The organism is Mucilaginibacter kameinonensis, from assembly GCF_003675385.1.
Taxonomy (GTDB): domain Bacteria; phylum Bacteroidota; class Bacteroidia; order Sphingobacteriales; family Sphingobacteriaceae; genus Mucilaginibacter; species Mucilaginibacter kameinonensis.
This window is the reverse complement of sequence record NZ_RCWZ01000001.1, coordinates 102,464-117,181: the sequence shown is the minus strand read 5'-3', so window position 1 is coordinate 117,181 and position 14,718 is coordinate 102,464. Positions and strand designations below refer to the sequence as shown.

Here is a 14,718-nt window from a genome sequence, read left to right as displayed (position 1 = left end):
TTAAAACCGGTAGCTGATTCCTGATTCTACTGTAATGCCTGTTTTCTTCAACTCCGTTAGCGGAACACGTTTGTTCAGGTCATTAAATGGTGCCCAGTTAACTTTTTGATCTTTGTTATACAGGTCAAGTTTCTGCACAAAGTTGTAACCACCGCTTATCTGTACCGAAAAGTTTTTAGCTAACTGATAATTATAAAAAAGTGTGTTTTTATATTGTTGAACCTGCAGGTAGTTAGATCCTGTTTTTTTCGATAAGCGATATGAGCCTCCACCTATGCCGAAATCGCTGCTGAAGCCTATAATACTTTTATCACTTAACTGGTATTTCAATTTTTCGGAAACCGGTAGTGTACCGCTTAGGCTTAGTTTTTCGTTGATCTGCCAGTCGATACCGATAACAGGGATCAATATGCTACCAAAAAACTGACGTGAATAGCCTGCACCAACTGAGTAAGAAAAGTTTTTTGATGTACGGATCTTAAGCATGGCGAAAGCCGAATATGACATGTCTTCGCCCGAAACATCTTTCAGATCAGATGACAGGGTAGGTATTGCCGATACCAGTAAGGCATACTTTTGAGAAAATGACTTTTGAAAAGTGATAGGTACTGAAATGGCGTAAAACTCTTTTTCACCAAATGATTGCTCCATACCAGATAATGTAAGTCCGCTGTAGCTAACTCCGGCAAGGAGGAAATCAAGCTTGCCGTCTTTAAAGTTATTGATCAGCGGCACACTTACCGACGCGGTAGACTGCTGTATATTCATTTTTTTATGATTAACAGTAAATGGCGAGTAAGAGTAACCGATATCGAATGAGCCGATTTTGGGTTTAAATGTAGTATCGGTGGCCTTGTTTTGCTGGGCGGTGGCGGTAAACTTTAATGATACTAAAAGGATGATTAGATAAAATGAAGATGTTGCTTTCATAGCAATTGTGTTGTTAAGACTATTAAGTGAATTTGCCCCTTAAACACGGCTGAAGCATTTTACCCCTATTGTGATCAATGATATTTTTTATGATCACGTAATCTTGAACCGTATAGTCAAATTTTTTGAACGAAATAGAAAAGCTTATTTGCCAATTATCCTGTAGTTTTGCCTATTAATTGAGATGATAGAAAAAGCAGTTAAAGTACCCGACGAATTGGTTTGTGCCCCGTATCACCACAGGGATATTAAGCTAAATGGCTTATCCATAGTAGAATCATGTACAGTTACACATCGTAGTCGCGGCTCCATGTTCTTGGAAGATCATATGTTGCTTGTTGTTTTGGAAGGAACAAACACCATAACACACGGCAACATGGAATATGTGGTATCAAAAAATGAGATGGTACTGTTAAAAAAAGCCATTCAAATTAATTACGATAAGGTGGGCAACCCCGAAAAGGGAGCTACCTACAACAGCCTGATGTTTTTCCTAAAGGATGAATTTTTGCGTGATTTTGTTAAGATAGCCAAAATTGAATCGGTAGAAACTGTTGAACCCGCAAAAGTTGCTGTAAAGCCTGTAAAGGAACGTCTGCGCAAATTTTTTGAATCGGTAGTGCCGTACTTCGAAGAACCCGAAAGTATTGATGCTTCATTGATGCGGCTTAAAATGCTGGAATTGCTTTATGATTTGGTGCATGTAGATAAGAACATGCTTCAACAATTATTGCAGTTAAAGCAGCAGGTGCATGGCGATATCCGTAGTGTGGTGATGGATAATTATGCCTCGCCGGTTTCTATTGCCGAACTGGCCTATCTGTCCGGGCGCAGCTTATCCAGCTTTAAGCGCGATTTTTTTGCCATTTATCAGGTTACTCCGGCTCAATGGATCCGTGAAAAACGTTTGGCTAAGGCAAAAGAAATGTTAACGGCCGATATGGCGGTAACGGATGTTTGCTATTCGCTTGGATTTGAAAACCTTGCTCATTTTTCGCGCCTTTATAAAGCCCACCACGGTTGTTCTCCATCGGCACATCGCCCAACCGTACAAATGCAGTAAAGTGATTTGGACAGAATAGTCAAATAACTTGAACTTTATAAAATAACGCCCGCTTATTATAGTCCGCATCTTTGTATCATAAAACATTTTAATATGATACAAACAAAAGCATACGCTGCACAAACCAAAGACACAGACCTTGCACCATGGACTTTTGATCGCCGCGAAGTTGGCCCTCATGATGTTCAATTCGATATTTTATTTTGCGGTGTTTGCCACTCCGACCTGCACCAGATTAAAGACGAATGGGGTGGTTCAATATTTCCGATGGTTCCCGGACACGAAATTGTGGGCCGTGTAGTTAAAGTAGGCGATCATGTAAAGAAATTCAAAGTAGGCGATTTGGCCGGTACCGGTTGCCTTGTTGACTCTTGCCGTGTTTGTGATAACTGTAAAGATGGCCTGGAGCAATATTGCACCAACGGTCACTCTCAAACTTACAATGGTTATGAGCAAGACCATAAAACACCAACTTATGGTGGTTATTCAAACACTATCGTAGTTCACGAAGATTTTGTTCTCCGTATATCTGATAAGCTTGATCTGGCTTCAGTTGCGCCATTGCTATGCGCCGGTATTACCACTTACTCGCCACTACGTCACTGGAATATTGGCAAAGGCCATAAAATAGCTGTTGTAGGTTTGGGTGGTTTAGGCCACATGGGTGTTAAATTTGGCGTAGCCTTTGGCGCAGAGGTAACTGTATTAAGTACTTCAGCTAAAAAAGAAGAAGACGCTAAAAAATTAGGCGCTCATCACTTCGTAGTAACTTCAGATCCTGAACAAATGAAAGCTGTTGCCGGTACTTTTGATTTTATCCTGGATACAGTTTCTGCCGAACATGACCTGAACGTATATCTTGGCCTGTTAAAAACCAATGGTACACACGTATGTGTTGGCGTACCTACCAAGCCAGCCGAAATTGCTGCATTCAGCATTATTGGCGGCCGTAAAAGCCTTGCTGGTTCTATGATTGGCGGCTTGCCCGAAACTCAGGAAATGCTTGATTTCTGCGCAGAGCATAACATTGTTTCGGATATCGAACTAATTGATATGAAAGATATCCACGCAGCTTATGACCGTATGCTTAAAGGCGATGTGCGTTACCGTTTCGTAATTGATATGGCAACTATCTAATTCGATAGTGTAAGGTTTAACAAAAGGCGATGGCATGATGTCATCGCCTTTTTTATGTTTTTTACTGTCTGAAAAGGGGCTTTGCGGAATTTCGCAGGGCTTTTCCGTTTTCAAAACTCTCCATAAATCATCCAGCTCAATTAAATTCTGGCTGTTTGTAATTGTTTTGCCCTTATTTCTTGTCTTGCTTCAGGGTTGAATCAATTTTTATCCCAATTGTGTTTAATGTGTTGATTTTAAGTGTTATATGTTTTTAAATGCTTTTAAAAAGGTGTTTAATCTTTGATATTAAAAAATTAACTCTTTAAATCTTTTTAAAAAAATTATAAAGTTTTAAGTTTTTTTTCAAAAATATATTTAAGTTTAGCCAATCAATTATGAGCGTTCAAATGAAGCAGCAATTACTGCGCAACGAACTGATCAAGTTTTTTTATTACGACAACAGGCTTACGTTGGCCGAATTAAGTCGTAGGTCGCACAAGAGTTTGCCCTTAGTAACCAGCACGGTTAACGGGCTTATTGAAGATGGTTATATACAGGATAATGGCCTGGCAGCTTCTACGGGAGGACGAAGGGCTTCATCATTCCAGTTAAATGCTGACAAACAGCGCTATATAGTTGCGGTGGCGGTAGATCAGATGGTAACCCAGGTGGTTATTTATGATCTGATGAACAATGTTAAGGTTGGGCTTCAAAAAAAGGAACTTGTGTTGCATGATAACCCGGCCCTGACGGAAACGTTCATTGACTTTTTAAAGGATTATATATCCGGTTCGGGGATTCCGCCGAGCCAGATACTGGGGATAGGGATTGGTATGCCGGGCTTTGTAAGCGCTATAAAAGGTGTAAACCACACTTTTTTTAAGCTTGGGGGCAGTATAACTTTAAAAGACCACCTGAGCAAAGAGCTGGGTTTGCCGGTTTTTATCGACAACGACTCCAGCTTAATTGCTTTGGCCGAGCTGAAGTTTGGCGCAGGGAAGGACCTAAAAGATGTGCTTGTTGTTAACATTGGCTGGGGCATTGGTTTAGGGATGATTGTTAACGGCGGCCTGTTTAGGGGACATAGCGGGTATGCAGGTGAGTTTAGCCATATCCCTTTATCGCAAAGTAATAAAATGTGCTCATGCGGAAAAAGAGGGTGTTTGGAGGTGGATAGCTCGCTGGTGTTTATGATTGAGCGGGCCAAAGCCGAGATGGACTCGGGCGCAAGTTCAAGCATGGAGCAGGTTTATAAAACAACCGGGAAGTTACCGGCCGATCTGTTTCTAAACGCGGCAAAATCGGGTGATCCGCTGGCTGTTTCTGTTCTTTCTGATGCTGCTTTTTTGGTTGGTAAAGGGATCTCAACTTTGATCCACATTATGAACCCAATGCTTATCGTGTTAAGCGGGAGAGGAGCTGTGGCCGGAAAGATACTAATGGCACCCATTCAGCAGGCGATCAATGAGTTTTGTATTCCCTGGCTGGCAGAGCAGACAGAGATCCAGGTATCAACAGTAGCAACAAACGCAGAGCTTTTAGGAGCGGCTACCCTTGTAATAGAGAACTGCGACTTTAATTAGGATTTAAAACAAAATCAACATAAAACCAACACAATTTCTATACTTAAAACAAAACAAATGAGACAAATCTACTTAAGGTGTTTCGCTTTCTTGTTGTTTAGTGTGATCACAATGACAGCGTACGCACAAAAAACAGTTACAGGGACAGTAACTGAAAAATCCGGCCAGGTATTACCCGGTGTAAGTGTTGCCGAAAAAGGCACCGCTAACGGAACAACCACCAATGCCGATGGTAAGTACAGTATTAGAGTTAAGCAAGGCGCGGTACTTACTTTTTCATTCATCGGTTTCAAATCAACCGAAGTAACTGTAGGCACGCAAGGCGCAATTAATGTTACGCTTGATGAAAAAGAAAATGCCCTTACCGAAGTTGTAGTAACGGCCCTCGGTATCAAAAGAGAGAAAAAATCTTTGGGTTATGCCGTTCAGGAGGTTAAAGGTGAAACTTTAGCAGCCACAAAAGAATCCAACTTTGTAAACGCATTATCAGGTAAAGTTGCCGGTTTGCAAATTACCCGCTCAGGTAATGGTCCGGGTGGTTCTTCAAAAATTACATTGCGTGGTAACAACTCGTTAGGTGGTTCAAACCAGCCGCTGATTGTAGTTGACGGTATTCCGTTGGATAACTTTACAGGCGCAGCAAATAATGATTACTACAATCCGTCGCTGGATATGGGTAACGGTTTGTCGGATATCAATGCTGAGGATATTGAAAGCATGAGCGTTTTGAAAGGCCCTTCGGCAGCGGCTTTGTATGGTTCAAGGGCAGGTAACGGTGCCATTTTGATCACTACAAAAACAGGTAAATCACAAAAAGGCCTGGGCATTACCATTTCATCATCAATAGGTGTTGAAAGCATTTTTGCGCGTCCGGGTTTACAACAAGACTTTGGGCAGGGAACCAACAATGCTTATCAAAGCACCTTAGCCAGCAGCTGGGGCCCTAAGGCTACCGGTCAGGAGGTAAAGAAATGGGACGGTACTACAGCGCCATTGCATACTTATGATAACATTGCAAACTATTTTTCTAAAGGTTTAAGCTCAAACCAAAGCATTTCGTTCCAGCAGCAATATAAATCAACATCTGTTTATACCTCGTACAACAGGCTTGATGATAAAAGCATTATCCCCGGTGCTAAACTGATCAGGAACAACTTAACAGGCCGTACCGTAAGTAAATTTGGTGAAGGTGATAAATGGACTGTTGATACTAAAATACAGTACATTAACGCTACTGCCCTTAACCGCCCGCAGGGAGGTGCAAACAATAGCAATACCTTTAATGCATTATCATTATTGCCAACATCTATTGATGTAAGGGATTTTAAAGGCCGTACCGATAACGCCGGTAACATGCTTTGGTGGCGTCAAAACAACGAAATTAACCCGTACTGGGCTGCTAAATATAACCTCAACCAGGATATCAGGAACAGGTTTTTACTTAACGCGTCTATCAAATACCAGTTCAACAGCTGGTTAAACGCTGAGTTAAAAGGTGGTGCTGATACTTATACCACCAATACCGAAAGCCGTACTTATGCAGGTATTACACCAACATCAACGGGCTCTTATGGCTTAGGCAAAAGCAACTTTACCGAAACTAACTACAGCGGTTTATTAACAGCTAAAAAAGATAACATTTTTGGTAAATGGGGTGGTACAGCTACATTGGGTGGTAACTTGATGAACCGTCAGGCATCTTCACTGAGCGCAAATGCAAACCCGCTTCAGGTTCCTAATTTGTTTTCTATCAACAACGGCACAACCAGCCCTACTGTTAGCCAGAGTGTATCTAATCATGATATTTATTCAGTTTACGGTTCGTTAGGTTTAAATTATGATGGATACTTCTTTCTTGACGGAACATTCAGAAACGACTGGTCATCGGTATTAAATGCTGCTAACCGCTCTTATTTCTACCCGTCAGTTAGTACCTCCTTCCTGTTTACCGAGCTGATGACCAAAAATGGCAGTACATTGCCGTCATGGTTAACCTATGGTAAAATCAGGGGATCATTTGCTTCTGTAGGTAATGACATGGATCCTTACCAGTTATATAATTCTTATACCATTGGTAAAGATCCTAACGGAAATACAACCGCAAGTCGTGGCGATGTGCTTTTTGATCCTAATGTACGCAGCGAGCTGATCAAATCATACGAAGCTGGTTTGGAAATGCGCTTCTTTAACAGCCGTTTAGGTTTTGACTTTGCTGTATACAAATCAAACGCTACAAGGCAGTTAATTAACTTGCCAATGGATGGTTTAAGTGGTTACACATCCAGGAAAATCAATGCTGGTGATATCCAAAACAAAGGTTTAGAGTTAATGGTTGACGGCAAGATACTTACTGGGCCGGGCTTCAACTGGAATACCACTGTCAATTTCTCTATCAACAGAAATACTATTAAATCTCTTACCGCGGATGTTAATCAATATGCTTTGGGTGGCTTTGATGATTTGTCTGTAGTTGCTCAAACTGGTGAACTTTACGGCGAAATAATTGGCTCGCGTTTATTGAGGGTAAAAGATGCAAGCAGCCCTTACAATGGTCAATTGTTATTGGATGCTAATGGCTTACCACAGGTAGATCCGGTAAAAACCAAATTAGGCAATCAGCAGGCATCAAGCTTATTGGGTGTTACCAACACATTCTCTTACAAAAACTTTGACCTTTCATTCCTGGTAGATGCCCGTTTTGGTGGTCAGATATTTTCTGGAACAATAGCACATATGGAGGCTACCGGTACATCTAACAAAACAGTTGTAAACGGCGACAGGCCGGAAATGTTAGTTGATGGTGTTGTGTTAAATTCAACTACCAATCAGTACGAAAAGAATACTGTTAAAACTTCTGCGCAAAACTACTGGGCAGTAGTAGCGGGTCATGGCAACATGGGTGTATCTGAAGCTAACCTTTATGATGCATCTAACATCCGCCTCAGAAACGTACAATTAAATTACAACCTGCCACAAAAATTTGCGCATAGTATCGGCATGCAAAGGGCAAGAGTAGGTATATCTGCCAATAACGTATGGCTTATTTCAAGTCACATGAACGGCATGGACCCTGAGTCCTCATACGCAACCGGTACCAATGCAACCGGTTTTGAAAACGGTAGTTTCCCTACAACCCGTACCATTTTATTCAATTTAACGGTAGGTTTTTAATTTAACAGGTAAGAATAATTCATAACAAAATATGAAAACGATATTAAAAAAATCAAGCCTGATGGTTGCAGCTGCACTGCTTGCCGCGTCATCATGCAAAAAATTTGATGATCTTAATACTGATCCGCTCAAAGCAAATGGTGATCAGGTACAAACCGAATACTTTATCAATAATTCCATCATAGGCGCACAGCAGGATCCGGGATTATCCGAGCGTGTATTTATCTTGTATTGGATAGTTGGTGGTCACGGTTTACAGGATGAGGATGGCGAAACATTTTCGCGCGGTTCATACAGCGACGATTGGACATCTGAATACTACAGGCAATCATCACAATGGATGAATGCCGCTAATAGCGCTATTCAAATTGGTAACGATCAGATAGCTAAAGGAACGTCTAAAGCTTATACTAAAAACCTGATCCAGGTTGCAAGGATCTGGAGAGCTTATTTAATGAGCGAGTTCTCTGACAGCTTTGGCCCTATGCCTACTGATGGTTTTCAGGGTGTAAATCCGGAGTTTAAGGATGTTAAAACAGTTTATTACTTTTTGCTTGACGAGTTAAAAGACGCAAGTGCAAAGCTTGATCTATCAATAGTAAACCCGGCAAATGTAATTAATGAGGATCCTGCATATAAATACGATTATGCAAAATGGCGTAAGTATGCTAATGCTATGCGTATGCGCTTGGCTATGCGTTTGTCTGAAGTTGATCCGGCTAAAGCTAAAGCCGAATTTGAGGCTGCTGCCGCTACCAATGATTTCATTACCGATGCTTCCCAAACCTTCAGCGTACAGGAATCACACGGATGGGACCCGTTGGCAAGTGTGTTCAGGAAAGAATCATCATGGATGGGCCTGCCTATGTCAGCAACCTATAACAACCTAGTATTTGGTTTAGGTAGTGTAAAGTCTGCCGATCAGCTTGATGCATCATTCGCTTCAGCTATTAAACCAGCCGATTGGATGGGACAGCGTTTCTTCGATCAGTTTGCAACCAAGACCAATGATCCGGCTGCCGGATACTGGTTTAATGGTTTGCCAAACACCATCGACCCTCGTGCCTACAAAATATTTAGTATCCCGGGCAACATTACCGATCCTAATTATCCGGCCATAGGTGGAGCCTTTACCGCAACACAAGAAGATTTGAAGGATGCATCTGGTAAAGTAGTTAAAACACTTACTTCAACCAACACCTGGAACACCAAGGCTGATGGTAACTGGGGTGCCAAAGCATCTATGAATGATGCTATAACTACCAATGGCTTTAAGCCGCTGTTGAACCTGGTGTATAGGAACGGTAATAACAAACGTGTATTCTTTGGTCCGTGGGAAACTTATTTCCTTTTGGCAGAAGCTGCAGTACGTGGCTGGACAGTACCTGTTGACGGCAAAACGGCTTATGAAACCGGTATTGCAAAAAGCTTTGAATACTTTGGTACTACAGCAAATTTAGCCACATACCTTGCTTCAACCGATTATAACAGGGTTGGTACCTCGGTTAATTGGGGGCATACCACTGAGCCGGCTGCGTCACATACTATGAACTATGAAGATGGTTTGACCGGTGCGGCAGGAACTGTAGCGATTAACTACCCTAAAAATGATCTTTATAAATCAGGTACCGTAAGGAACGATCAGCTGACCAAAATCATCACTCAAAAATACCTTGCGCAGTTGCCATGGTTGCCATTGGAAACCTGGAATGATCACAGAAGGCTTGGTTTGCCATTCTTTGAAAATCCTGCGGTTGAAGATATCATGCCAGACCTTCCTGCTTTAACCAGCGGAAATTACATGACCAGCAGCGTTAAGTTCTTCCCTCAGCGTTTGAAATATCCATCAACCCTGAGCAATAGCAATATTACCGGTTACAACCAGGCAATATCAGCCCTTGGTGGTGCCGACGCTGTGTTGACCCCGCTTTGGTGGGCTAAGCACTAAAATGTGGAAGCCGATTAAATAATTGGTTCTAATTGTAAAAGGGAATGAGTTTATTGCTCATTCCCTTTTTTGGATAAAGTCTAAAAATTTAAGTCCAGGACAATAGGATAAGGAGATCTTTTATACTATTGTTTGCTACCACAATAAGGACAAAAGGAAAAAAGCTTTTCTAATTGACTATCACAATTCAGGCAAATAATGCTCTCGTTCCTGACCGATTTACCGTGCATAAAGGTTTTCATGGTAAAGCTTTCCGGAATCTCTTTTAAAAAGCTGGACTCATTGCCTTTTTCTGTGATTAAAAATAGCTTATCCCTTGCTCTCGTTATTGCAACGTAAAATAGCCTTCTTTCTTCCTCCATTAATAAGTCATGGTCGGCTTTTTTTATTGTTTGAAAAACTCTGTCTTCGAGCCATATATCCGGAAACCCTCCATTACCAGTAAAATTTGCTACAATTGGATCGCTTCAGTTTTAGGATTAAGTTGGCGAATATGCTTATGTTCAAAAGGAAATTCCAAACTAGGGTTGATATGGATGACCTCCGAGATATGAGGTAGAGAACTTTCAATAACCCGATTGATGTGCTCGTCTTGAAAAGAATACCCGACTACGATTAACTGATCTGATGCTGGTAGATTTTGCTCTAAATTTTGATAAATGGTTTGGTACATCTTATCATTTTGGATAATATCAAATTTATTATCGCCAGTAATGAAACGAGGTAAAATACTCGGTGTTATTTTTTGAACCGGGTTGCCTTTTTCGTCCACATCTATTGCACCATGTTTCGTATGGTAATCCATCGTTTTGAAATAATCATAGCCCTTGTGCCTATTGCTTTCTTCTATATAGGTGTATTTATAAACATCGATAGAGCCGTGTAACTTCAAGAGATTGATACGCCCGCCAAAGCTCCCGTCAAAAACGGGAACGCGTTCTTTATTATCGTAATCCATTAAAAAGTTGAGTTTAACGGAAAATCCATCGTCGTAATTGATATCACACTTGTTAAATATACGCTCTAGCAAAAGATCATGATTCAGGGTATAGATATTAAAACTGTGATCTTGATTAAGAAAGTAATCAAGATACGGTCGGTATGATTTGTAGATCTCTTCGAAAGACTTTCTTACCCAAAGCATATCATCGACCAAATGATAAAAGCATGAGAATATCCAACCATCAGTCATTCCCTCGAAATTGTAATCCCTAAATTGAAACCGATCTTCGTAATCTTTTTGTACGGATAGCTTTATTGCCCGAAAACGGTCGTAATCGTTATTGCACATATCTACCAAATACTGGTAGAATTTCTCGTAGTTTAATTCATCTTTATGTGTTTCAGATAAGTATAGACGGATAAACTTTTCCAATACCATCGCAACAGGTATGTGCTCATTCGGTAAAATGCCGTTTTGCAAATCGGGTGTAGATGCCCACTCTTTCCATTTCCATTCTGTTGAACCAAAACAAAGAACCTGCTCAAACAATGGCGATTTCAAAAATCTCGCAGATACGCCTGAAACCACAGGCAGTCCAGCACTGTAAGAAAATCCTGCACCTAAAATAAGGGACACACGCATCGCAAAAGATATAGAAGATTAAATATAAGCAGTAAATCAAATTCGACCAGTATGATAGTCTTCCATTTTTTCAAATCCCAGCACACTCAAATTAAGCCCGCCTTCTTCTGTATGAGTTAAGTTAACCCAGTATAGGGTAACCTGTTCACTGTCTTCAAAATCATGTAGACCATGCTGCTGATTGATAAACCAACTACGACCGGTCCAAAATTCACGATCTTCCAGCATATCGATTTCATGAGGCCTTAGTTCAGCGTAACCTGAGCCATCTTGCCCGTATATTTTTACCAAAGAATCAACCAATTGAATTGCATCGGCTATATCCCAGGATCTAGTAGTTTGATAAGTAACTAATAGTGATTTTACGCTACCTAATGAACGTTTTTCGCCCATCGTGCGAATCTTGATGACATCGAATAGGCGCAGTTCCGGGGGATCTACCTTAAACCCATAATCCGTGAACTTTACCAAGCCATCTTCAGTAATGACGGTAGCAAAATCTTCAGTCCGCTCAAAAACCTCATTAATGTTATGTTGTAACAAGTTGATCAAGGTGCCGTTATTGCGAGTTTTCGTATCAGGCTCTTTTTCCGCTCTATTTGTTACGATAAATACTAGTTGCCCTAATGGTTCTAACTTATAATTCAAAGTAAAGCTGAACCCATCGTTACCCCAATAGTGCAATATCTCGTCATTCAAATTATCATATCGGCCTTGCGATAACGATCTAATTTTTCCAAAATCTTCAAACGAGGAAAATTTGGGTTGGTGATGAATGCCCGTGCCAAGTTTGGATTTGATTTGCCCGTAAAATTCGGCTACTTTATTTGCGTCGGTTACTGTTTCGTTGAACATTAATCTAACTTCCCCGTCATCATGATGCTTAACTACCAGGCTTCTGAATAAATCGAAAAATAAGTGATCCAATATTACCTCCACTTGATTTACGCCGATGGCGACATCTCCTGGATTATCTAAAATTTGCTGCTGAGTAGCATAATGTACCTCATTAGACTTGATTTGCAAAGTCCCCAAATAGTCCCATGGCTTGCTATTGGTAGAATTTAGAAAGGTTTCTAAAGTTGTCGGATGTTGACTTTTGAAAAAACGCTCGAACATGATAAAGGTGCAGATTAATGTTTATGTAAAATTAAACAATAATTCTCAGGCACTTAAAAAATAAACGATGTGATTTGGTTATAGGTAATTTCGAACCCTTTTTAACTATTTTATGTTTTACTTGAAATAAAAAAGGCTTTACAAATTTTTGTAAAGCCTTTTTTATCAAGTGGAGAATATCGGAGTCGAACCGATGACCTCTTGCATGCCATGCAAGCGCTCTAGCCAGCTGAGCTAATCCCCCGTATCGGGTCGCAAATATATCATAAGTTGCAAACATTTAAAATATATTTTTGGAAAAAGTGAACAAGGTATGTAACTGATCATCTGGAATCTTGTTTGTCAAGCTGATGCAGATACTTTTCGGCATTATTTAAATGTATGTTTTGCTTTTCTGCGGGCATTTTGTCGAATGTTTTTACCAGCATACCTAAACGCGGATTTTGTAAAAAGAAATTTCGGTGCACATGCATAAATCGCCAGAATAAACCGTCCCAGGTTTCCTGCCACGGGCCCTTTGCCCAATCGCCCATTTTTAATAGATAGTTGCTGCCACTAATGTAGGGTTTGGTCATCATTAGGCCGCCATCGGCAAATTGGGTCATGCCGTAAGTGTTGGGTACCATTACCCAGTCGTAAGCATCTACATACATTTCCATAAACCATTGGTAAACGCCATCGGGATGGAATTCGCACAGTAAGAAAAAGTTGCCCATAACCATTAAGCGCTCAATATGATGCGTATAGCCAGTGGCTAAAACTTTTTTTATTACAACATCAACCGGGGTTATACCTGTATTGCCTTTCCAAAAAGATGCGGGTATCCGGCGTTTAAAACCCCAGTAATTTTTCGTTCGTTGCGTTACGCCTTCACGTTCATAAACAATGTGGATAAACTCGCGCCAGCCCATGATCTGCCGTATAAAACCTTCTAATGAGTTTAGGGGGATTTCAGAATCTGTAGCTACATCCAGCGCTTTATTAATTATCTGCTGTGGATTAAGTAATCCAATATTCAGCATTGGAGTCAATACCGAATGATATAGAAAGCTTTCATTGGCAACCATGGCATCTTCATAAATGCCAAAATCATAAAGGCGTTGCTTCAAAAAATCTTCGAGCCAATGTTCTGCTTCGTCATAAGTAATTGGATAAAAGCCACCAAGGTTGCCAAACGGAGATGCGGTATTGCCGTAATTATTGGTAAAATATTTATCTACGTAAGAACGCGCTTCTTTTAAATACTCATTTTCCTCCGGAACATTTAGCAAAGGTACAACCGCGCCCTTAGGAAATTTAAGGCGGTTTTCACTATCATAAGTCCATTTACCACCTATGGGCTTTCCATCGCGTTCAAGTAAAATATTGCGTTGTTTGCGCTGATCTATGTAAAAATCTGTTTGAAAATAAGTTTTCTTTTTGTCGAAGAAATCGGCCACTTCTTCAATATTGTTAAGAAAATTAGGGCTACGATGCTTGTTGAGTTGTATTTGGTGTTTTTTAGCATTGTGTGTCAGTCTTTTTTCTAACCAGTTATCGGCAGTATCCGTGTAGTAAATATGTTTGATACCTTGTTTTGCTAATGTTGTTACCAGTTGTCGCACATCTGCATCAGGGTCTTTGGCCTCTATATAGTCTACTTCTATTTTATGGGTGGATAAGTGATGGGCATAAAACTTCATCGAAGCCCTGTGCAATACCAGTTTCTTTTTATTGAAATTGTATTGGTTAAAAAATAACGTTTCTTCCACGAGATAAGCTTTACGGGATTGCTTTACCGATGGATGGTGTTTAAATAGCTGATGCGGGAAAATAAGTGTTACGCAGTCTTGTTCCATACATAAACAATAAAATATGATTAACTATGTTTGAAGTTTCCTCGTCTCAGTTTTATCTATCTCATTAGCGGTGTATTATTTGTTTTACAAACTATCACTTGATTAATTAAACTTTTAATACATAAATTTGCCTCGCTTTTGGTTCACGGATAATTAACGCCCGTGATTAAAAGGGAACCCGGTGTAAATCCGGGACTGTCCCGCAGCTGTAAGCTCCATAACGCCGAAGCCCATTCTTATTGTCACTGTTAGTCGTTTGACTGGCGGGAAGACAGGGCCGGGGGGAGTAAGTCAGAAGACCTGCCACCAGCACATATTAATTCATAGCTTTCGGGGATTGAAGCTGGAATGAGGATACCTTT

At 40.6% G+C, this 14,718-nt stretch carries 10 protein-coding genes, 1 tRNA gene and 1 riboswitch; of the genes, 5 read left to right on the top strand and 6 right to left on the bottom strand.

Annotated elements, in window-relative coordinates; translation table 11 throughout:
- Nucleotides 1-930 (bottom strand): DUF6268 family outer membrane beta-barrel protein, encoded by a 930-nt coding sequence (locus EAH55_RS00490; protein ID WP_121808044.1) that lies wholly within the window; start codon nt 928-930, stop codon nt 1-3.
- Between the two features lie 184 nt (nt 931-1,114).
- Here EAH55_RS00490 and EAH55_RS00485 point away from each other — a divergent pair, with 184 nt between their 5' ends.
- From EAH55_RS00485 to EAH55_RS00465, 5 genes are all read left to right on the top strand, one after another.
- Nucleotides 1,115-1,993 carry a helix-turn-helix domain-containing protein gene (locus tag EAH55_RS00485; protein ID WP_121808043.1) on the top strand — a complete coding sequence of 293 codons (879 nt, stop codon included), beginning with the start codon at nt 1,115-1,117 and terminating at the stop codon, nt 1,991-1,993.
- 93 nt (nt 1,994-2,086) lie between these two features.
- Nucleotides 2,087-3,130, top strand: coding sequence for an NAD(P)-dependent alcohol dehydrogenase (locus tag EAH55_RS00480; protein WP_121808042.1), 1,044 nt, complete (start codon nt 2,087-2,089; stop codon nt 3,128-3,130).
- A 389-nt stretch (nt 3,131-3,519) separates the two neighbouring features.
- Entirely contained in the window at nt 3,520-4,695 is a 1,176-nt protein-coding gene (locus EAH55_RS00475; protein WP_244228065.1) for an ROK family transcriptional regulator, read from the top strand.
- A gap of 111 nt (nt 4,696-4,806) precedes the next feature.
- Nucleotides 4,807-7,866, top strand: a complete 3,060-nt coding sequence (locus EAH55_RS00470; protein WP_244228064.1) for a SusC/RagA family TonB-linked outer membrane protein — start codon at nt 4,807-4,809, stop codon at nt 7,864-7,866.
- A 31-nt stretch (nt 7,867-7,897) separates the two neighbouring features.
- Nucleotides 7,898-9,814 carry a SusD/RagB family nutrient-binding outer membrane lipoprotein gene (locus EAH55_RS00465; protein ID WP_121808039.1) on the top strand — a complete coding sequence of 639 codons (1,917 nt, stop codon included), beginning with the start codon at nt 7,898-7,900 and terminating at the stop codon, nt 9,812-9,814.
- A 125-nt stretch (nt 9,815-9,939) separates the two neighbouring features.
- On the opposite strand, the gene EAH55_RS31475 is transcribed toward EAH55_RS00465, so the two are convergent.
- The 5 genes from EAH55_RS31475 to EAH55_RS00440 all read right to left on the bottom strand — a co-directional run bounded on the left by EAH55_RS31475 (nt 9,940) and on the right by EAH55_RS00440 (nt 14,356).
- Nucleotides 9,940-10,203: a 3'-5' exonuclease gene (locus EAH55_RS31475; protein WP_394339729.1), complete on the bottom strand. Its 264-nt coding sequence runs from the start codon at nt 10,201-10,203 to the stop codon at nt 9,940-9,942.
- 62 nt (nt 10,204-10,265) lie between these two features.
- Nucleotides 10,266-11,399 carry an SIR2 family protein gene (locus tag EAH55_RS00455; protein ID WP_121808037.1) on the bottom strand — a complete coding sequence of 378 codons (1,134 nt, stop codon included), beginning with the start codon at nt 11,397-11,399 and terminating at the stop codon, nt 10,266-10,268.
- 36 nt (nt 11,400-11,435) lie between these two features.
- A complete protein-coding gene (locus tag EAH55_RS00450) occupies nt 11,436-12,518 on the bottom strand; it encodes a hypothetical protein (protein WP_121808036.1) in 1,083 nt (360 codons plus the stop codon).
- A gap of 170 nt (nt 12,519-12,688) precedes the next feature.
- Nucleotides 12,689-12,762 (bottom strand) — tRNA-Ala (locus EAH55_RS00445).
- A 79-nt stretch (nt 12,763-12,841) separates the two neighbouring features.
- Nucleotides 12,842-14,356: a cryptochrome/photolyase family protein gene (locus EAH55_RS00440; protein ID WP_121808035.1), complete on the bottom strand. Its 1,515-nt coding sequence runs from the start codon at nt 14,354-14,356 to the stop codon at nt 12,842-12,844.
- A gap of 122 nt (nt 14,357-14,478) precedes the next feature.
- A riboswitch (cobalamin riboswitch) is annotated at nt 14,479-14,678 on the top strand.
- Nucleotides 14,679-14,718 lie beyond the last annotated feature (40 nt).